Origin of the sequence: Roseobacter sp. HKCC-CH-9208, from assembly GCF_037805125.1 — a bacterium.
Classification (GTDB): Bacteria; Pseudomonadota; Alphaproteobacteria; order Rhodobacterales; family Rhodobacteraceae; genus M30B80.
Genome location: NZ_JBBLYK010000001.1, coordinates 486,574 through 505,236, shown reverse-complemented (window position 1 = coordinate 505,236; position 18,663 = coordinate 486,574). Strand labels below are relative to the sequence as shown.

Here is an 18,663-nt window from a genome sequence, read left to right as displayed (position 1 = left end):
ATGGAGTTTCTGGTAGCCAGCGCGGTCGGCATTCTGACCGCTGGGGGCGTTTACCTGATCTTGCGGTTGCGGGCCTTTCCCGTGATTCTTGGTCTTGCCCTTTTATCCTATGCGGTGAACCTGTTTTTGTTCTCAACAGGCCGCCTTGTGGTAAATGCAGCGCCCATCCTCAACCCCTATGGTGATCAGCCCTACACGGATCCTTTGCCACAGGCCTTGGTTCTGACGGCGATTGTGATTTCCTTCGGGATGACGGCGGTGTTGGTGATGATTTCCTTGGGCTCATTTTTCGAAAACGAAAGTGATGAGATCAATCTTGATGCCGAAGACGCAGCAGAAGAGGGGACTAAATGATGCATTGGATCATTGCCCCCGTCATTCTGCCCGCGATGCTTGCACCAATCATCGCTTATGTAATGCGGCACGACATAACCCTTGCGCGGGTTGGGGCATTTGCAGGCGTTCTTGGCCTATTGGGTCTTGCGATTGGCCTCTTTGTGATGGCTTCGGGCGGTGAGACATTTGTCTATCGCCTCGGCGATTGGCCTGCGCCTTTTGGCATTGTTTTGGTGCTTGATCGCCTTTCAGCGCTGATGGTTTTGCTCACGGCGATTTTGGCCTTAGTGGTGCTTTATCATGTTGTCGCAACCAATTGGGATAAGCGAGGCCGTCATTTTCATGCGCTCTATCAATTCCAACTTATGGGGATTGTCGGAGCATTTCTGACGGGGGACGCGTTCAACCTCTTTGTGTTCTTTGAGGTTCTCTTGATCGCGTCTTATGGGTTGATGATCCATGCAGGGGGCAAGATCCGTCTGAAGGCAGGCTTGCAATATGTGGTGATGAACCTTGCAGGCTCAACCCTCTTTTTGTTCGCGCTTGGCACGCTTTACGCCTCAACTGGCACGCTGAATATCGCGGATATGGCCGTGAAAATTGCGCAGGTGCCCGTAGAGGATGCAGCCCTAGTGCGGGTCGCGGGGATTTTGTTGCTGTTTGTCTTTGCGGTCAAAGCCGCGTTGTTCCCTGTGCAATTTTGGTTGCCTGCAACCTATTCCAACGCACCAGCCCCCGTTGCTGCGCTTTTCGCCATCATGACCAAGGTCGGGGCTTATGCAATCTTGCGCATTCACACCATCTCCTTTGGCCCTGAGGCGGGCGCGATTGGGGATATGGTGACCGCGTGGTTGATCCCAATGGCGGCTTTAACTTTGGCGGTTGGGGCGATTGGTGTCTTTGGCGCCAAACGTTTGGAGCACCTCATCGCCTATGCGGTAATCGGGTCAATGGGCACGATGATGTTGGCGGTTGCCGCCATGACCCCCGTGGCGGCCTCTGCGGCGATATATTACATGCTGAACTCGACCCTTGCGGCCGCTGCGCTGTTCTTATTTGCAGATATTTACCTGTCACGGCGCGGCGAAGATGGCAGGCTAATCCTTGCAGCACCTTTGGGACAAAACGGGCTGTTTGCGGCTGCCTTTTTTGCCGCAGGGATTGCGATGGTGGGTATGCCCCCATTGAGCGGCTTCTTGGGCAAGTTGTTGATCCTCGAGGCCTTGGCCGATGGCCCGCATATCACTTTGGCCTTTTCGGTCATTTTGATAGGCTCTTTGGTGATGATCTTGGGCTTTGTGCGCGCGGGATCAATCTTGTTCTGGAAATCGGTTACGGTCGCACCAGACCCCGATGCAGAGGCCGCCCCGCCTGTCACCCTATCGCAAGGGGCGGGAATGGGTGCGCTTGTCGCGCTCTTAGTGGGGCTGACCGTCTTCGCAGGCCCAATTTATGACGCGGGCGCGGCTGCGGCGGATCAATTGTTCTTCCCGCAGGGCTATATTGAGGCGGTGCTTGCACCCCATGGCGAAGGATGACCCCCATGCTCAGACGCATCTTTCCACATCCCTATCTTTCGCTTTTGCTGACATTGGTCTGGTTGGGCCTCGTCAACAAGGTGACGCTTGGCAATATTTTGCTTGGCGGGTTCCTTGGGCTTGTTCTGCCTTTGATGACATCGATCTACTGGCCGCGTCGGCCTATTCTACGTCACCCGTTCAAGGCGATCGAATTTATGCTGATCGTGCTGTGGGATATTGTTGTCGCGAATATTCAAGTCGCGAAGGTGATCTTGTTCAAGCGCAATGCCAATATCCATTCGCAATGGGTTGTAGTCCCGCATGATCTGACCTCGGCTGAGGCGATCACGATTTTGGCGGGAACCATCACGATGACCCCCGGCACGGTGTCGACCATGCTGTCCTCGGACGGGAAGGCGATCTTGGTTCACACTTTGGACACGGATGATCCCGATGCCGTGCGCGATGAGATCAAAACCCGCTATGAGCGCCGTTTGAAGGAGATTTTTCAATGATCACCTATGCGTTGATTTTCGCGATGGCCTGTTTTGGCATTGGCCTCTTGGCCAATCTCTATATTCTGGCCACGGGCGCTGATCTTGCGGATCGCATCCTTGCCTTGGATACAATGGTGCTGAACGTCATTGCCTTGGTCGTGCTTTACGGCATTTGGCAGGGAACGGGCGTTTATTTCGAAGCCTCCATGCTGATCGCAATGGTCGGGTTTGTGTCAACCGTTGCTTATTGCCGCTTTTTGTTGCGCGGCGACATTATCGAATAGGGGATGGCGATGTTGGTAGAAATTATCATCAGCGCGCTCTTGGTCATCGGCGGGATTTTTGGCCTCGTGGGTTCATTCGGGATGATCAAGTTGCAAGACACGTTGCAAAGGCTGCACGCGCCGACCAAGGCCGCAACTTTGGGCGTGGGTGGGGTGCTTCTGGCCTCGATGCTCTATTTCCTATTGATAAAAGGGCATCTGAGTTTTCACGAGCTGCTGATCACCTTGTTCTTGTTCCTCACCGCACCGATTTCGGGTCATTTTATCGCCAAGGCCTATATGGCGCGGCGGGTGCGCGAAACGGAGTTGCCGCCATCAGGTGGGGATTACGGCTGGGCCGCCTATAACGATCCACCCGCACAACCTGAGGACGATAAGACCGCTTAATCAGCCAAACAGCCTGCCGCGGGCGGTGATGATATTGCCCGTGATCAGCGCGCCATAGCCTGCGCAGATTGCAGCGAAGAGCGTCCAAGGCATCGAAAAGATCAAGCCGATAAAGACCACTGTGACAATCATCAAAGGTGCGATTGACCAGCGCGGGATTTTCAGCGCCTTTGGCGAAAAGGTTTTTAGCGTGGAGATCATCAAAATCGCCACAATCCCCAACCAAAGCGCGGCAGCGAACGGGTGCATGATTGGGAAATCCCAACCTGCAAAAATGAGATAAAGCGGCAATAGCCCCAACATTGCGCCACCTGGGGCAGGGACGCCTACGAAATGGGGTTTGCTGTTTTCAACCTCTTCGATGACATCATCGAGATCAGGTGTGCTGTCCTCGATTTTGTCAGGTTCGGCCCGCATGACGTTAAAGCGCGCAAGGCGCAGGCAACTTGCCCCTGCAAAGGTCAAAACGGCGATCCATCCTAAAGATCCAGTGCCATCCAAGATCATATGATAGACAAGCAGCGCGGGTGCGACCCCAAAGCAAAGGAAATCTGACAGGCTGTCCAATTCTGCGCCAAGGCGAGAGGTGGCGTTGAGGCGGCGGGCAATCAGCCCGTCTAGCCCGTCCATCACAGCCGCAAGCAGGATTAACACCACCGCCGTTTTGAACCGCCCATCCATCGCAAAACGGATCGAGGTAAGGCCCAAACACATGCCTGTCAAAGTGACAAGATTGGGCAGTAGAAGGGCGAAAGGCACCCCCTCATTTCCAGAATTGCGCGAAAACAGACGTTTCATTGCCGCGGGCCTTAGTGTTGCGTGTCAGGGTCAAGCGTGGCGATCACAGTCTCGCCTGCGATCATGGTTTGTCCGATCTTGACCAAAGGTTCTGCGCCCTCTGGCAGGTAGATATCAAGCCGCGAGCCAAAGCGGATCAGGCCAAAGCGTTGCCCGCGCTCCATCGCTTCATCCACAACGCTCCAACACAGGATGCGGCGTGCAACTAATCCTGCAATCTGCACCACACCATATTTGCGGCCATCGGGCAGTTCAACGGCGATGCCGTTGCGCTCATTATCGGTCGAGGCTTTGTCGAGCGAGGCGTTGAGGAATTTGCCCTCATGATAGGCCACGGCCGTGATCCACCCCGCCGCAGGGATACGGTTCACATGGCAATTAAAGACGGACATGAAAACCGAGATGCGCGTCATCGGCGCCTCGCCCAAGCCAAGTTCGGCGGGCGGGGTCGCAGGTTCAAGCAGGGACACCACACCATCGGCGGGCGAGACCATCACGCCAGCGCGATCTGGGGTGACGCGCTCGGGGTCGCGAAAAAAGTAATAGACCCACACTGTCAGACCCGTGCCAATCCACCCCAAAGGTTCCCATAGCGCGAAGAGGACAAGCGTGATCGCCGCCGCAATGGCCACGAATTTGCGCCCTTCGGGATGCATGGGTTTGACAAAGGTGGAGAGCATCGAAACCGACATTTTGGCCATTCCTGAAAGGATTGCGTTAGCGCTTGCCTAATCTGCGAAGGCCCATGCGTAAAGGGGCAATAACAGATGCCCGTCATTCTGCCCCTATGTGCAGGGCAGGACAAGGGCGTTGTCATAAACCGCGCCCGTGGCATCGCGATAGAGCCATAATTCGTTGATTGCATCCGTCCAAGCGCCCAAATATGCCCCGCTCTCGAGATAAAAAGTAACTTCCTCGCCCCGATCAGAGTGTTGATGTGCAAATTGCGCCGTAAAGCGCGCGCGTCCGTCAGTAATCTCGGCCTGTGGCAGTGCCGTGGCACGCAGAGACGCGAAATAGCGCCGAGGTTGATCGACCCGCACTGTGGCCGTGACATCCCCCGCGCGGCAGGTCAGCTCAAGCTGATAGGGTGGGGCGGCGGTCGCAAAAGCAAGCCCCGCGACTGTGAAACCCAAGAGGGCCCATGCGGTAAGGATAGGCTTCACGATCTGTCCTCCCGTTTTGCCTCGCGCCGTTTGTGCAAATGGTAAAGGGCGGGTGCCGCCACTTCGCGATAGGCCCAATCCACCAAGGGGCGCAGCGGCCATAGCCCAACCATATGCGCAATCCATCTTGTGCGCGGCATAGCCTGCCAAAGCGCCAGAAAGGCCGCAACTCCCGTTTGATGCACATCAGGGTTGCCCGTGTCGCGTAAATGCAGCGCCCGCAAAGCTGTGTCAGGGCTGACGCCCCAGCCTGCGGCAGCCTCATCTGTAATGGGCACAAAACGCAGATGGTCGGGCGCGTGTTTATTATACCGATTAATCTCCCAATTGCAGATGGGACAATCTGCATTGTACAGCAGTTCGATTCTTGGGGTTGGAGGGGCGTTGTGCTCGGTCATGGGCCAAAGATAGGGCAGGTTTGGAAATTGTCACCGTCTTTGCACGGATCCTGCCGCCAGAGAATAACCCTCAATCAATAAAACAAAAACAACTATAAATAATCTGAATTATTATGGCATGGCGATGATATCTGTCGGCAGCGTTTCAATTCCTATGGCAGTCATCATCGAGTGGATTTGGCCTCTGTGATGGGTCTGATGATTGAACATGTGAACGATCGCGAGAGACTTATTTATCCTCATCTCCTTTTGATAAACTCTTGAGAACCAGGTGAGTTCTTCCTCAAGTGTAATCTGAGTTAAATCACGAACCCATCTAATTATACGCTGATCTAATTTTTCACGCTCTTCTTTCCAGTCTCTAAACGTTTTTGTAAGTTGCGAGCTTTGATCAACGGACGCTCTTGGACCTTCGTCATTGTCAAAGCGCGACATCCAAATTTGATCACCCCAAAGAAGGTGATTAAGTGTGCCAAGTATTGACCCGAAGTAGGCGCCATGATCGGCAGTCAAAACCTGATGAGAACAAGCGCTTAAACTTGAGCGGATATTGGTATTTTGCCAACTGTTGTAATGGGCCATTTGTTCACAGAACTGGGGCGTAATCATCAAATAATTCCTTTTTGTTTATGTTTGACTTTATAATTGCCATTATCTGTTAAAAGCGATCGGCAACGTTGCTTGACCCATGTGTGGATTGCTGTTGTGAGTGTGTGTCTATTTTTCAGACGAAGGCAATTATGAAAATAACCAAAGTAAAAAGCCATGTTCTACAATATGAACTGTCAGAAGAACTTGGATATTCGCAACAATTCTACGCAAAGCGAAGTGCGCACTTGGTTGAAGTGCAGACCGATGAAGGTGTAACAGGGTGGGGCGAGTGCTTTGGAGCTGGAAACATTGCAGTCGCAAATAGAGGTATTGTTGAATTAGTCATCCAACCAATGATTTTGGGGTCGGATCCGTTGGATCGCGATGTTATTTGGCATAAAGTTTACAATTTACTGCGAGATCATGGTCAAAAGGGCATGCCGTTACAGGCTCTTTCTGGCGTAGATATAGCCCTATGGGACATTGCCGGTAAGGTTGCTGGATTGCCCTTGCACAAGCTGATCGGCGGGGCGCACCGCAGTAGTATAAAAGCCTACGGTTATGGCATGATGCTAAAACGAGAAAGTTTTGCTGACCATAAATCGCGCTTTAAGGATGAGGCATCCCGTATACTCTCAATGGGCTTCCACGCCACTAAAATGAAAGTTGGCCTCGGAGCTAAAGCTGATGTGGAGCTTTGCGCCGCTGTCGCAGAAGGAGTGGGCGCAAAAGGCCAGTTTATGGTGGATGCTAACCATTGTTACACAACCTCTGATGCGTTTTACGTGGGGCGAGCACTGGAAGAGATGAACGCCTATTGGTTTGAGGAGCCTGTAGCGCCTGAGGATCTTGATGGTTATCGTGAATTACGTCAGGGGCTTTGCGTAAACATATCGGGCGGTGAAGCCGAATTTAACCGCTGGGGCTGGCGAACTATTTTAGAAAACCGTGGTCTTGATATTGCGCAACCTGAAGTCTGCGCGCTCGGCGGCATTTCTGAATACCTACGTGTTCTAGCCCTGTGCCACGCCCATTTCACCCCGGTAATTAATCATGTTTGGGGATCAGCAATAGCTGTTGCAACAAACTTACAACTTCTTGCGGCTATGCCATCCATCCCAGGCGGTATTAATCAATGGGAACCAATGTTGGAGTTAGACACAACACACAATCACTTCCGTGACGAGCTATTGAAGGAACCGCTCGACGTTTTAGGTCAGGTGAAAAAAAATCAAGGCTACGTAACTGTCCCTAGTGCTCCAGGCATTGGTGTGGAGCCTGACCCGGAAATCATAAGGAAATACTCCATATGAAACCTCCCCCTAGTCTACTTAGAGGAACCTAGGAGAAGCAATTGAAAAGGGGAAAAATTAGAGAATTTTCTCCCTTCAAAGACCTATCAAAAAGTCTCTAGTCGCAAAGTGGCATCACAATATTGCCCGTCATAGGTGCCAACCCAAATGTCCAAGTACCCGTCTGATGGATATGTAAGGATGATTTTTGGGTCCAGGTTTCCATTGTCATCGTCATCGTAGTACCAGTTTGCACTTCCTGTGTTTATAAGCAGCGCTGAGTCACATTGGCTCACTACACTAATGTGAAGTTCATAGCCTCTCATACCCCTTAGATCGAAGGTGAAGTCTGGCGCAGTTGTGAAATAGCCTGGCCCTCGGTCCGTTCTAGGGTTTATGTGTCTGCAGTTTTGCAGATAGTTTTCTCCCCCGGCGACTACATTAAAATACTGTGGTTGATAGAGTTGATTTCCGCTGGCGTTATAGCTTTCACGCCCCCATTGTGAGTAATCTGGGCAGGCTGACACAGCGTTGGCCGCCAGTGTTACTAACGCTCCAATGGCGAATGCCGTTATGGATCTCATTGTCATCTCCGTGCGTTGGGTCTCGGACGTTCTGTAACAACTGTAGTTCATAAAGGCCGGAATATCCACTGTTGTGGCTGTATTTTTGGGCCGGTGGCCCATACCAAACGAGATGACGCTGCATCGAAGGTGACACATTGCTAGTAGGCTTGGTGACAGCAGGTGCATCCAAGCAACTAGCCCCGTTTATCGGTTAATCTTTGCGGAGGACATAATAACTTTTTTATTCAACGCACTCGAAAATGATAGTTCGAGGTAAATCAGTAGCTTAGAGCCAATATTTTCATGAAAATATGATGCCTAATGGCGGAGGAGGTGGGATTCGAACCCACGGTACGCTTTTGACGTACGTCGGTTTTCAAGACCGGTGCATTAAACCACTCTGCCACTCCTCCGACTTAAGCGAGATAGCCCTTGGAGGGCGATTCTGGAAGGGGTGCCGGATTGTGAATTTTTCCGTGATAAAAATTATGTGGCACTGATTTTCGAGTTGCCTCTGCCCTCACGATTACCTGAATCCTTGAGCTCGCTGCGACAACTTACTTTCAGCAGAGTTTTTGCAATTTGGCAATGCGCGCTGCAAGAAAATGCAAATCAAACCGCGCAGGCCTTGCGAAATTCTGGATTGCAGCCCACCATCTATGATCAGACCTCCAATGGCCGCCGTTTTTGGCGGGTGGTGGTCGGGCCTGCCTCGACAACTGCGGAGCGGGCCAATAATCTGGACGTTGCACGCAGGCTTGGCTTCCAAGATGCGTATTTTGTAACCAATTGAGCCCGCGGCCAAGCTCTGCGGGTCGAGCGACAGGTGGGGAATGGGCGTGACATTGGCAAAGACACTCGGCAGTTTCGGCTGCAGTTTAGCCTTGGCTGTAGGTATTTTTCTGCCTCAGGCGGTTAATGCCCAAGGGTTTGAGACACAGGCAGGATCGGCCTATGTGGTGGATCACAATTCAGGGCAGGTTCTTTTCGCGCTGAATGAGGATGTGCCTTTGCCGCCTGCCTCGATGTCCAAGCTGATGACGTTGAACATGACGTTTGAGGCGCTGGAAGATGGGCGCCTCACGTTGGACACCGCACTGCCCGTCTCAGAGCATGCCATGTCCTTTGGCGGGTCAACCATGTTTCTCAACACAACCGACCGCGTTCGGGTCGAGGATTTGATCCGTGGGATTGTTGTTCTGTCTGGTAATGACGCAACGGTGGTTTTGGCCGAGGCGCTTAGCTCTGATGGCACTGAGGCAGGATTTGCCGCGCTGATGACAGAACGCGCACGGCAATTGGGGATGGATACTGCAACCTTTCGCAACGCCAGCGGCTGGCCCGCTGCGGGGCATGTGATGTCGATGCGCGATCTGGGCATTTTGGCCGAGCGTCTGATCACCGAGTTTCCGCAATATTATCACTATTTTAACGAGCGTGAATTTCCCTTCGATAATCGCGCGCCTGACAATCGGTTTAACCGCAACCCGATTTTGGGGTTAGGGATTGGGGCTGATGGTCTGAAAACGGGCCATACCGAGGAGGCAGGCTATGGTTTGGTCGGCTCTGCCGTGCAAGGCGATCGCCGCGTGACCTTTGTGATTTCGGGCTTGCCTACGGCGGATGCCCGCGCTGGCGAGGCGGAGCGGATCGTGAATTGGGCCTTTCGCCAATTTGTCGAGCGCGATGTGATCGCAGCGGGGGATATTTTGGCGCAGGCGCCTGTGTTCTTGGGTGAAACGCCAACCGTGCCTTTGACAGTGGCCGATGATGTGCGGATGCTCTTGCCGCAATTGACGGTGACGGGCGGGTTGCTTGAGGCGGAGGTTACGCTGTCTGGACCTATTCCCGCGCCGATTGCGGCGGGCACGCCTTTGGGTGAGCTGCACATCGCGGTTGAGGGGCTTGCGCCGACAATAGTGCCCTTGATTGCCGCCACTGATGTGGCGCAGGCAGGCATAATGGGGCGTCTGGGGGCTGCAACTTCGCGCGCTATGGCGGCCGTGATGGGTCAGGTGTCTAGCCTGAGTGATAATTGAATGTCGGGCGCGGCAGGCGGGCTGTTTATCAGTCTTGAAGGGATAGATGGGGCGGGAAAATCCACGCAAAGCCGCCTTTTGGCGGCGCATCTGCGCGGCCTTGGCTGTGATGTGATTGAGACACGCGAACCTGGCGGTGCGGCGGGGGCAGAGGATATTCGCAAGCTGTTGGTCGAGGGGAATCCAGATCGCTGGTCGCCCGAAACGGAGATATTGCTGTTTTCTGCCGCCCGCCGTGATCACCTTGAGCGCACGATTGCGCCTGCGCTTGCGCGTGGGGGCGTGGTGATTTGTGATCGATTTGCGGACTCCACCCGTGTCTATCAGGGGGCGGCGCGCGGCGATTTGCGCGCGCTTGTCGATGATATCCACGCCCGTGTGATCGGAGTAGAGCCTGACCTGACCTTGATATTGGATATGGATCCCGCGGTGGCCTTGGCCCGTGGGTTGGCGCGGCAATCGGGTGAAGATCGGTTCGAAGACATGGGACTGGCCTTTCAAGAGCGGCTGCGGGCTGGGTTTCAGGCGCTTGCCCGTGACTTTGCCGACCGCTGCGCGATGGTTGATGCCAATCAACCCCAAGAGACGATTGCACAGGATATCGCGCGGATCGTAGAGGCGCGGCTATGAAGGATGATGATCTCTTGCCAGAGGCGGATGCCGCCGAGGGTCTGCCGCATCCGCGCCATGCCCCGCAACTGATTGGTCACACTGCCGCCGTAACCGAGTTTTGTGCGGCGCTTGCCTCTGATCGGATGCATCACGCGTGGTTGATTACGGGGCCAAAGGGCATTGGCAAGGCTACATTCGCGTGGAAAGCGGCGGAGCATTTATTGAACAGCCCCAATGATGCAGGGGCGGCTTTGTTCGACATGCCGCCTGATCCGCAGGGATTTGTCACCGATCCTGAGGGGGCCGTGGCGCGGCGTTTGCGCGCGCTGTCTGAGCCGCGGGTTTTGCTGGTGCGGCGCGGATGGAATGAAAAAACCAAGAAGCTGTCCGCCGAAATTACCGTGGATGAAGTGCGCCGCCTGAACCAATTTTTTGGACTTTCCGCCGTAGATGGCGGGCGGCGTGTGGTGATTGTTGATGCGGTGGATGAGATGAACCGCAACGCGGCCAATGCACTGCTCAAACTGCTTGAAGAACCGCCTGAGGATGCGATTTTGCTTTTGGTTGCGCATCAACCCGCGAAGCTTTTGCCCACAATCCGCTCGCGTTGCCGCACGTTGCGCCTTAACCCGCTTGGGGCGGATGAGATGGCCCAAGCCATGCACAGCATTGATGTGGCAGTGGACGACCCGCGCGCGGTGGTTGAATTGGCCAACGGATCGGTTGGGGTGGCCGCGCAGATGATTGAGGGGGGCGGTTTGGCGCTTTACGGCGCTTTGGTTTCCCTGATTGGCACATTGCCGCGATTGGATCGCGCCCAAGCGGTGGCCCTCTCCGAGCAGGTCACGGGCAAAGCAGGGGAAGCGCAGTTTGACCTGATGCTTGCGCTGTTGGATCGGTTGTTGGCGCGCTTGGCCCGTGTGGGGGTAACTGGCGCACTGCCCCCCGACATTGTCACGGGCGAGGAGGCAATTTTGGCGCGCCTTTCGCCAAGCCCCCATGAGGGTAGGGGATGGGCCGATCTTGCGGATCGTTTATCCGCCAAGGCACGACAGGGGCGCGCGGTGAACCTTGACCCTGCCGCTTTGATCCTTGATATGATCATAAGCATCGAAAAAGCGGCACCGCGTGTGATGGCGTGATCCTCCTTGAGGGGCGCATCACCCCCTTTGCTGCGCCATAATCTGCGAGACTGATCTTTTAGCCCATGAGTGACCGCGTGACCTCCTCCTCTGATGCCACCCCGCAATTGGTCGACAGCCATTGCCATCTGGATTTTCCCGATTTTGAAGGCGAATTGGGCGATGTCGTGGCGCGGGCTGTGGAGGCGGGTGTGTCGCGTATGGTGACGATTTGCACCAAAATGGGCAACGTTCCACAGGTGCGCAGCATTGCCGAGAGCCATGCGCCCGTGTTCTGGGCTGCGGGCCTTCATCCGATGAGCGTGGCCGAACAACCGCCCGTCACCGTTGAGGATTTGGTGGCCCTTGCAGCGCATCCAAAATTCGTTGGCATTGGCGAGACAGGTCTGGATTATCACTACACCGCCGATAGCGCAGAGGCGCAAAAAGACAGTTTGCGCATCCATATCGACGCGGCGCGCGAGACAGGGCTGCCCTTGATCATCCATGCCCGCGCCGCAGATGAGGATATGGCGCATATCCTGTGCGAAGGCTATGCAAACGGCCCTTATTCCTGCGTGATGCATTGTTTCAGCTCTTCGGCTGAATTGGCGCGCGCGGCATTGGATTTGGGGTTTTATCTTTCAATGTCGGGCATTGCGGCCTTCCCAAAATCGAACGAGTTGCGCGCCATTTTTGCCGAAGCGTCCCTTGATCGGATTTTGGTCGAAACCGATAGCCCCTATTTGGCCCCGCCACCGCACCGCGGACGGCGCAATGAGCCTAGCTATACAGCCCTGACCGCGCAGGTGGGGGCGGATGTCTTTGGCATCAGCCTTGCCGAATTTGCCGCTGCAACCAGTGCGAATTTTGACAGGCTGTTTTCCAAGGCCGCCCAATGGCAGGGGGGCGTTTAGGGTTATGGGCAAGCTGCGTTATACCATACTTGGCTGCGGCTCATCGGGCGGGGTGCCGCGTTTGGGAGGCAATTGGGGGGGCTGTGATCCGCGTGAACCCAAGAACCGCCGCCGCCGATGCTCGCTTTTGGTGGAGCGTTTGGGCGAGGGCGGCACAACGCGGGTCTTGATCGACACCTCGCCTGATATGCGCGCCCAGCTATTGGATGCAGATGTGGGCGTGCTTGATGGTGTGGTTTACACCCATTCACACGCGGATCACGTGCATGGTTTGGATGATCTGCGCATGATCGTCTTCAACATGAAATCCCGCCTCACTGTTTGGGCAGATGCCGCCACGGCCAGCGATCTTTTGTCTCGCTTTAGCTATGCCTTTGTGCAGCCCGAAGGGTCGGATTATCCGCCGATCCTGAAGCTGAACCCGATTGATGGTGAGATTGTGGTGACGGGGGCAGGCGGGCCTGTGACGCTGCAGCCATTCGATGTGCAACACGGGCGCATCATGGCGAAAGGGTTTCGCATTGGTGACGTGGCCTATTTGCCTGATGTCTCGGACATTCCTGCGCCTGCCTGGGAGATGCTATCGGGTTTGGATTGTTGGATTTTGGACGCGCTGCGCCGCACACCGCATCCAAGCCATGCGCATCTTGAGCAAAGCCTAGATTGGATTGCCCGCGCCCGCCCGCGCCGCGCAATCCTGACCAATATGCATTTAGATTTGGACTATCAAACGCTTTGCGATGAATTGCCTGCGCATATCTCGCCCGCCTATGATGGGCTGCGCATAAGTTTGGATATCTAGAGAATGTCCGCCCTTCTCGAAGTTGTCTTGCCCGTCTTTATCGTCATTGGCTTCGGCTATGTGATGGTTTGGCGCGGCTTGTTTTCTGAGGAGGGTGTTGACCTTCTCATGAAGTTTTCGCAAGGGATTGCGATCCCTGCGCTGCTATTTTTGGCGATTGCGCGGCTTGATCTGAGCCAAGATTTCCATTTCCCGCTGCTGCTGAGCTATTATTCTGGCTCAATCCTTGTGTTCATTTTGGGCATGTTCGGGGCGCGCGTCATCTTTGGGCGGGTTTGGACAGATGCGGTGGCGATTGGGTTTGTGGCCATGTTCGCCAATTCCGTGCTGTTGGGCCTTCCCATCATGGAGCGCGCTTATGGCCCCGATAGCCTTGCAGGGAATTATGCGATTGTCGCGCTCCACGCCCCGTTTTGTTATCTGGTGGGCGTGACCGCAATGGAGGGGGTCAAGGCAGGCCGTGTGGCCCCGCATATCTTGGCCCTTGCCGTGGGGCGCGCGCTGTCGCGCAATGCGCTGACCTTGGCGATTGGGGCGGGGTTTCTTGTGAATTTCATCGGGCTTGGTATGCCCGTTGTTGTCGAGGATGGGATTGCCCTTTTGGCCCGCGCGGCCCTGCCAACCGCGCTTTTTGGGTTGGGTGGGGTGCTCTATCGTTATCGCCCTGAGGGCGAGGTGCGGGTGATCGCGATGGTCTTGATCTTTTCGCTGATTATGCATCCCGCAATTGGGTGGGTAATGGGATCGCAGATTTTGCATATTCCCAGTGATGATCTGAAATCGGTGGTCATCACCGCCGCGATGGCCCCAGGGGCCAATGCCTATCTGTTTGCCAATATGTATGGGGCAGGGCGGCGCGTTGCGGCCAGTTCGGTTTTGGTTGGCACGGGCGTGACAGTTTTAACCTCATCAATTTGGCTGATCATCCTCGGGTGAGGCCCTTGTAAATTTTGTGCTGCGGCAACCTTCACGCTTCCCATTTGGTCAATTGTATACTATGGGATGCCGAAATCATCCTCCCTAAGGAGCCAAAGCTATGACCGACCAGACCCCAGATATCATCTATACCAAAGTTGACGAAGCGCCTGAACTTGCCTCGGCTTCGCTTTTGCCGATCATCGCGCGCTTTGCGCGGGCAGCGGGTGTCTCGGTTGGCACGCGCGACATTTCGCTGGCAGGGCGCATTTTGGCGGCATTTGCCGATCAATTGCCCGCCGATCAGCGCCAAAGTGATGATCTGGCCGCCTTGGGGGAGTTGGTCAAAACGGCGGATGCCAATGTGATCAAGCTGCCAAACATCTCGGCCTCTGTGCCGCAATTGCAAGCCGCAATCAAAGAATTGCAGGGGCAGGGCTATGCCATCCCTGATTATCCAGAAAACCCAAAAACTGATGCGGAAAAAGACGCGCGCGCGAAATATGACGCGATTAAAGGCTCTGCTGTGAACCCCGTTTTGCGCGAAGGGAATTCAGACCGCCGCGCGGCCAAAGCCGTGAAGGCCTATGCGCAGGCCAACCCACATCGCATGGGCGAGTGGACGAAGGATAGCAAAACCCGCGTTGCGGCCATGTCGGGCGGCGATTTCCGCAGCAATGAAACATCGGTCACGCTTAAGGATGCCGCAACCGCGCGCATCGTTCACGTTGCGGAAGATGGCACTGAGACCGTGTTGAAGGATGCAGTTAGCTACCCCGCGGGCACGGTTGTTGATGCGACCTTCATGAGTGCTGCGGCGCTGAGCGATTTTCTGGCGGCTGAGATTGAACAAACTAAGAAAGAGGGCGTGCTGTTCTCGCTGCATATGAAGGCCACAATGATGAAGGTCTCTGACCCGATTATCTTTGGTCACGCGGTCAAAGCCTATCTTGCGCCCGTCTTTGAACAATTTGGGGATCGTTTGGCGGCACTTGGCGTCAACCCTAATTCGGGTTTGGGTGATCTCTTGACCCGCATTGCAGGTGAGGCCGATATCAAAGCGGCGATTGACGCTTGCATGGCAGCGCGCCCGTCTATGTATATGGTCGACAGTGATCGAGGCATCACCAATTTGCATGTCCCCTCGGATGTGATTGTTGATGCATCCATGCCTGCGCTGATCCGTGCAGGTGGCAAAGGCTGGGGTCCAGATGGCAAGGAACATGACGCGGTCTGTGTGATCCCTGATAATTCTTATGCGCCCGTTTATGATGAGACGATCAAGTATTTCAAAGAAACGGGTAAGCTTGATCCCGCCACCTGCGGCACAGTGCAGAATATTGGCCTGATGGCGCAGAAGGCCGAAGAATATGGCAGCCACCCGACCACATTCGAAATGGCCGCAAAAGGCACGGTTCGGATGATCTTGGAAGATGGCACAGTGATCCATGAACATGCTGTTGAGGCGGGTGATATTTGGCGTTCGGCCTCTGCACGCAAAGCACCGATTGAGGATTGGGTGAATTTGGCGATTGATCGTCAGCGCGCCGAAGGCTGCGAGGCGGTGTTTTGGTTGGATGAAACCCGCGCCCATGATGCGGAATTGATTGCCTATGTGCGCCCGATTTTGGAAGCGCGCGGTGTGGCCGATAAATTCGCGATTATGGCGCCGCGTGAAGCGACCCGCAAAGCCCTAGAAACGATCCGCGCAGGTAAGAACCATATCGCCATCACAGGCAATGTGTTGCGCGATTACCTGACCGATCTCTTCCCTATCCTTGAATTGGCGACATCGGCCAAGATGCTGTCGATTGTAAAGCTGATGCAGGGCGGTGGTTTGTTTGAGACCGGTGCAGGCGGCTCGGCCCCGAAACATGTGCAGCAGCTGCAAGGTGAAAACCACCTGCGTTGGGACAGTCTGGGCGAGTTCTGCGCCCTTGGTGAAAGCTTTAAGTTCTTTGCGGAGACAAAGAACAATGCCGCAGCCCGTATCTTGGGCGAAGCGGTCGAGGCCGCGACCCAAGGCGTGTTGGACGACAACCGCAGCCCTGGCCGCAAGGTGGGCGAGCCTGACAACCGCGACAGCCATTACTGGTTCGCGCGCTACTGGGCCGAGGCCTTGGCGGCGCAAGGCGAGGATGCAAAGCTTGCCGCAGAATTCGCCCCAATCGCGAAAGCCTTGGCGGAACATGAGGCGCAGATTTTGGCCGAGTTGCACGCAGGTCGCGGTGCGGCTGTGGATTTGGGCGGCTATTACCACGCAGACCCTGCAAAGGTTGCAGCCGTCATGCGCCCCTCGGCCACGATGAACGCAATTTTCGCCTGACGCACAGGCCACTTCGCGTGATAATTTAGCAAAGCCCCCCGTGGTTTCGGGGGGCTTTCTCTGTTTGGGGGCTTTCCATATCGGCCCCAATCAGACAGAACATGGCGCAACATGAGGGGGGATGCCATGCGCATTGTCATTGCAGGGGCGAGCGGGTTTGTGGGGCGAATGCTGGTGCCCGAATTGCGCGTGCGCGGCGCAGATGTGATGCTGCTGGGCCGCATCCCTGAGGCGCTGCAGGCGAAATTCCCCGATTGTGCGGTGTCGGATTATGCAAACCTATCGCAGGCGCTGCAGGGGGCAGATCTGCTGCTTAATTTGGCGGTGGTGAATTCAGATGCGGGGGCAAGCCTGAGCGCCTATCAGTCCGTCAATGTGGAATTCGCAGCCACGCTTGCGCAGGCGGCGCAGGATGCGGGGGTGCGGTTTATCAATGTCAGCTCAACCCATGCTTTGGAGGCAGGCAACCGATCCGCTTATGCGCAAAGCAAGCGCGATGGTGTTGCCGCAGTTGACGCGGTGGGGGGGGATGTTGTGCATCTTTATCTGCCCGCGATTTATGGCGCGACATTCGCAGGCGCGCTGCGCCATCTAAACCGCTTACCCACGTCTCTGGCGCGGTTTGCCTTTGGCCCGATTTCGGCGCTGAAGCCGACCCTGTCCGTGACGCGCCTTGCGGAGTGGTTGTGTGATCACGCGGGGACGGCCCCGCGTGAGCTTGTGCTGAGTGACGGGCAGTCGGGAAACCTCACCTATCGCGCGGTCAGCCGCGTGATGGATTTAGCTGCCGCAGTGGGTGGCTTGATCCTATTCGCGCTGCCTATGCTAATCTTGTGGGCTTTGATCCGCAAAGAGGGCGATGGCCCTGCAATTTTCGCGCAACCGCGCGTGGGCCGTGGCGGGCAGGTTTTCACCTGCTACAAATTCCGCACCATGGCAATTGGCACGAAACAGGTGAGCACCCATGAGGTGTCTAGCGCCGCCGTCACGCCCTTGGGCGCCAAGCTGCGCCGATATAAACTTGATGAGTTGCCACAGCTTTGGAACGTGCTTTGGGGTGACATGAGCCTTATTGGCCCACGCCCCTGCCTGCCCGCTCAAGAGGAATTGGTACGCCTGCGCGGTCAGGCGGGTGTTTTGGACACTCGCCCCGGCATCTCAGGTCTTGCCCAAGTTGCGGGCGTGGATATGAGCGACCCCGCGCGCCTCGTTGCATGGGATGCCCGCTACATCGCGCTGCGCGGTCTAATTTTGGACATTCGGTTGATCTTGCAAACCGCCCTTGGGGCGGGGCAGGGCGATCGCGTGGGGAAATGAGATTGATTTTGCGCGTGTTTGATAACTGATGTTTCGCGACATTTGAAAATCTTGAAAAACACTCCAAAGACGCAGCCACGCGCGTGGAACGCGTTTCTTAAGATAAAATCAATTTCTTAGTATATTTATCCGTTTGTGAAATTTGCTGCGTGCCCGTTGGATTTTGATCATGGTCAGCGGTTGCAAATTTTCGTGCATTGGCGTCTCATGTCGCGGTCAAATTATGTTTGGGAGGGTCACGTGGAGCGCGTAATTTTTGCGATAATTTTGGTGGTTGCAAATTGGTGCGTGAGCCCTGCTGCAGCTCAAAGCTACTACGAGCCGGAGCGAGGCACTGCGACGCGGTCAGCACTGATGGATGCAATACGTCCGCATGTCGAGTGGGACCTTGGCCAGCCCATAGAGTTCGTCGTCAACGATTTGCGCGTGTCGGGCGACGTGGCATTTGCGTCTCTTGCCCCTCAGAGGCCGGGTGGCGCTCCAATCGATCTCAGAGACACTCCTTGGTACCGCCGCAATTGGGACCCGAATTCTGACTTCATGGATTTTATGGATGGCACACACACTGAGGCGCTCTATCGCAGGATGAGGGACACGTGGGTCGCAGTCCACTTCGCAATTGGAGCGACGGATGTGTGGTATGCATGGGATGAGTATTGTCCAGAGTATCGCTCCGTTATCCCAGAGTGGTGCAAGTAGAGCATTTATTCTATCGGTTGACGGTGGTCATAAATAATTTGGGCGGTTCTGGTGAGCGTTAAGAGGATATTCCACATACA

The 18,663-nt window shown here is 55.2% G+C and carries 20 protein-coding genes and 1 tRNA gene; 15 read left to right on the top strand and 6 right to left on the bottom strand.

Translation table 11 applies throughout. The features are described 5' to 3' along the window. The 5 genes from AAC621_RS02530 to AAC621_RS02510 are packed head-to-tail and all read left to right on the top strand — an operon-like array spanning position 1 to position 3,024. Entirely contained in the window at positions 1-354 is a 354-nt protein-coding gene (locus AAC621_RS02530) for a Na+/H+ antiporter subunit C (protein WP_317655906.1), read from the top strand. Beyond that, positions 351-1,874: a monovalent cation/H+ antiporter subunit D gene (locus tag AAC621_RS02525; RefSeq protein WP_340251914.1), complete on the top strand. Its 1,524-nt coding sequence runs from the start codon at positions 351-353 to the stop codon at positions 1,872-1,874. Before AAC621_RS02530 ends, AAC621_RS02525 begins: the two co-directional genes overlap by 4 nt. Before the next feature lie 5 nt (positions 1,875-1,879). Next, positions 1,880-2,371, top strand: coding sequence for a Na+/H+ antiporter subunit E (locus AAC621_RS02520; RefSeq protein WP_340251911.1), 492 nt, complete (start codon positions 1,880-1,882; stop codon positions 2,369-2,371). Then, positions 2,368-2,637, top strand: coding sequence for a K+/H+ antiporter subunit F (locus tag AAC621_RS02515; protein ID WP_317655903.1), 270 nt, complete (start codon positions 2,368-2,370; stop codon positions 2,635-2,637). The genes AAC621_RS02520 and AAC621_RS02515 overlap by 4 nt, the downstream gene beginning before the upstream one ends. Positions 2,638-2,640: 3 nt before the next feature. Then, positions 2,641-3,024 carry a Na+/H+ antiporter subunit G gene (locus tag AAC621_RS02510; RefSeq protein WP_445322475.1) on the top strand — a complete coding sequence of 128 codons (384 nt, stop codon included), beginning with the start codon at positions 2,641-2,643 and terminating at the stop codon, positions 3,022-3,024. On the opposite strand, the gene AAC621_RS02505 is transcribed toward AAC621_RS02510, so the two are convergent. The 5 genes from AAC621_RS02505 to AAC621_RS02485 all read right to left on the bottom strand — a co-directional run bounded on the left by AAC621_RS02505 (position 3,025) and on the right by AAC621_RS02485 (position 5,995). After that, a complete protein-coding gene (locus AAC621_RS02505) occupies positions 3,025-3,822 on the bottom strand; it encodes a CDP-alcohol phosphatidyltransferase family protein (RefSeq protein WP_340251906.1) in 798 nt (265 codons plus the stop codon). 11 nt (positions 3,823-3,833) lie between these two features. Next, on the bottom strand, positions 3,834-4,514 hold the full coding sequence (locus AAC621_RS02500) for a phosphatidylserine decarboxylase (RefSeq protein WP_340251904.1): 681 nt from the start codon (positions 4,512-4,514) through the stop codon (positions 3,834-3,836). 93 nt (positions 4,515-4,607) lie between these two features. Then, complete coding sequence (locus tag AAC621_RS02495) at positions 4,608-4,988, bottom strand: hypothetical protein (RefSeq protein ID WP_340251902.1); 381 nt, start codon at positions 4,986-4,988, stop codon at positions 4,608-4,610. Further along, complete coding sequence (locus AAC621_RS02490; RefSeq protein ID WP_340251900.1) at positions 4,985-5,386, bottom strand: thiol-disulfide oxidoreductase DCC family protein; 402 nt, start codon at positions 5,384-5,386, stop codon at positions 4,985-4,987. Before AAC621_RS02490 ends, AAC621_RS02495 begins: the two co-directional genes overlap by 4 nt. A 111-nt stretch (positions 5,387-5,497) precedes the next feature. Next, the gene (locus tag AAC621_RS02485) at positions 5,498-5,995 is read right to left on the bottom strand and encodes a DinB family protein (RefSeq protein ID WP_340251897.1); all 498 of its coding nucleotides are present in this window, start codon (positions 5,993-5,995) and stop codon (positions 5,498-5,500) included. Positions 5,996-6,126: 131 nt separating this feature from the next. Here AAC621_RS02485 and AAC621_RS02480 point away from each other — a divergent pair, with 131 nt between their 5' ends. Further along, on the top strand, positions 6,127-7,290 hold the full coding sequence (locus tag AAC621_RS02480) for a mandelate racemase/muconate lactonizing enzyme family protein (RefSeq protein ID WP_340251895.1): 1,164 nt from the start codon (positions 6,127-6,129) through the stop codon (positions 7,288-7,290). 867 nt (positions 7,291-8,157) lie between these two features. On the opposite strand, the gene AAC621_RS02475 is transcribed toward AAC621_RS02480, so the two are convergent. Further along, positions 8,158-8,248: transfer RNA gene (locus AAC621_RS02475), tRNA-Ser, on the bottom strand. 41 nt (positions 8,249-8,289) lie between these two features. Between AAC621_RS02475 and AAC621_RS02470 the strand changes: the two genes are divergently transcribed. From AAC621_RS02470 to AAC621_RS02430, 9 genes are all read left to right on the top strand, one after another. Further along, positions 8,290-8,628 carry an SPOR domain-containing protein gene (locus AAC621_RS02470; protein WP_340251893.1) on the top strand — a complete coding sequence of 113 codons (339 nt, stop codon included), beginning with the start codon at positions 8,290-8,292 and terminating at the stop codon, positions 8,626-8,628. 52 nt (positions 8,629-8,680) lie between these two features. After that, positions 8,681-9,874 (top strand): D-alanyl-D-alanine carboxypeptidase family protein, encoded by a 1,194-nt coding sequence (locus tag AAC621_RS02465; protein ID WP_340251891.1) that lies wholly within the window; start codon positions 8,681-8,683, stop codon positions 9,872-9,874. Further along, positions 9,875-10,504 carry a dTMP kinase gene (gene tmk / locus AAC621_RS02460; protein ID WP_340251890.1) on the top strand — a complete coding sequence of 210 codons (630 nt, stop codon included), beginning with the start codon at positions 9,875-9,877 and terminating at the stop codon, positions 10,502-10,504. It begins immediately after the preceding gene. Beyond that, positions 10,501-11,628 carry a DNA polymerase III subunit delta' gene (locus AAC621_RS02455; RefSeq protein ID WP_340251889.1) on the top strand — a complete coding sequence of 376 codons (1,128 nt, stop codon included), beginning with the start codon at positions 10,501-10,503 and terminating at the stop codon, positions 11,626-11,628. Before tmk ends, AAC621_RS02455 begins: the two co-directional genes overlap by 4 nt. A 65-nt stretch (positions 11,629-11,693) precedes the next feature. Continuing rightward, the gene (locus AAC621_RS02450) at positions 11,694-12,524 is read left to right on the top strand and encodes a TatD family hydrolase (RefSeq protein WP_340251887.1); all 831 of its coding nucleotides are present in this window, start codon (positions 11,694-11,696) and stop codon (positions 12,522-12,524) included. 4 nt (positions 12,525-12,528) lie between these two features. Continuing rightward, positions 12,529-13,326, top strand: coding sequence for an MBL fold metallo-hydrolase (locus AAC621_RS02445; protein WP_340251885.1), 798 nt, complete (start codon positions 12,529-12,531; stop codon positions 13,324-13,326). A gap of 3 nt (positions 13,327-13,329) precedes the next feature. After that, on the top strand, positions 13,330-14,262 hold the full coding sequence (locus AAC621_RS02440) for an AEC family transporter (RefSeq protein ID WP_340251883.1): 933 nt from the start codon (positions 13,330-13,332) through the stop codon (positions 14,260-14,262). Positions 14,263-14,362: 100 nt separating this feature from the next. Beyond that, entirely contained in the window at positions 14,363-16,567 is a 2,205-nt protein-coding gene (locus AAC621_RS02435) for an NADP-dependent isocitrate dehydrogenase (protein ID WP_340251881.1), read from the top strand. 126 nt (positions 16,568-16,693) lie between these two features. Next, positions 16,694-17,884, top strand: a complete 1,191-nt coding sequence (locus AAC621_RS02430; protein WP_340251879.1) for a hybrid nucleoside-diphosphate sugar epimerase/sugar transferase — start codon at positions 16,694-16,696, stop codon at positions 17,882-17,884. Positions 17,885-18,663: the final 779 nt, after the last annotated feature.

Excerpts from the sequence above, each read along its gene's own strand:
- AAC621_RS02440 (WP_340251883.1), top strand. The coding sequence starts at position 13,330 with ATGTCCGCCCTTCTCGAAGTTGTCTTGCCCGTCTTTATCGTCATTGGC.
- AAC621_RS02450 (WP_340251887.1), top strand. The coding sequence starts at position 11,694 with ATGAGTGACCGCGTGACCTCCTCCTCTGATGCCACCCCGCAATTGGTC.
- AAC621_RS02435 (WP_340251881.1), top strand. The coding sequence starts at position 14,363 with ATGACCGACCAGACCCCAGATATCATCTATACCAAAGTTGACGAAGCG.
- AAC621_RS02520 (WP_340251911.1), top strand. The coding sequence starts at position 1,880 with ATGCTCAGACGCATCTTTCCACATCCCTATCTTTCGCTTTTGCTGACA.
- AAC621_RS02525 (WP_340251914.1), top strand. The coding sequence starts at position 351 with ATGATGCATTGGATCATTGCCCCCGTCATTCTGCCCGCGATGCTTGCA.
- AAC621_RS02500 (WP_340251904.1), bottom strand. The coding sequence starts at position 4,514 with ATGTCGGTTTCGATGCTCTCCACCTTTGTCAAACCCATGCATCCCGAA.
- AAC621_RS02445 (WP_340251885.1), top strand. The coding sequence starts at position 12,529 with ATGGGCAAGCTGCGTTATACCATACTTGGCTGCGGCTCATCGGGCGGG.
- AAC621_RS02515 (WP_317655903.1), top strand. The coding sequence starts at position 2,368 with ATGATCACCTATGCGTTGATTTTCGCGATGGCCTGTTTTGGCATTGGC.
- AAC621_RS02530 (WP_317655906.1), top strand. The coding sequence starts at position 1 with ATGGAGTTTCTGGTAGCCAGCGCGGTCGGCATTCTGACCGCTGGGGGC.
- AAC621_RS02490 (WP_340251900.1), bottom strand. The coding sequence starts at position 5,386 with ATGACCGAGCACAACGCCCCTCCAACCCCAAGAATCGAACTGCTGTAC.
- AAC621_RS02430 (WP_340251879.1), top strand. The coding sequence starts at position 16,694 with ATGCGCATTGTCATTGCAGGGGCGAGCGGGTTTGTGGGGCGAATGCTG.
- AAC621_RS02485 (WP_340251897.1), bottom strand. The coding sequence starts at position 5,995 with ATGATTACGCCCCAGTTCTGTGAACAAATGGCCCATTACAACAGTTGG.
- AAC621_RS02510 (WP_445322475.1), top strand. The coding sequence starts at position 2,641 with ATGGCGATGTTGGTAGAAATTATCATCAGCGCGCTCTTGGTCATCGGC.
- AAC621_RS02455 (WP_340251889.1), top strand. The coding sequence starts at position 10,501 with ATGAAGGATGATGATCTCTTGCCAGAGGCGGATGCCGCCGAGGGTCTG.
- tmk (WP_340251890.1), top strand. The coding sequence starts at position 9,875 with ATGTCGGGCGCGGCAGGCGGGCTGTTTATCAGTCTTGAAGGGATAGAT.
- AAC621_RS02505 (WP_340251906.1), bottom strand. The coding sequence starts at position 3,822 with ATGAAACGTCTGTTTTCGCGCAATTCTGGAAATGAGGGGGTGCCTTTC.
- AAC621_RS02480 (WP_340251895.1), top strand. The coding sequence starts at position 6,127 with ATGAAAATAACCAAAGTAAAAAGCCATGTTCTACAATATGAACTGTCA.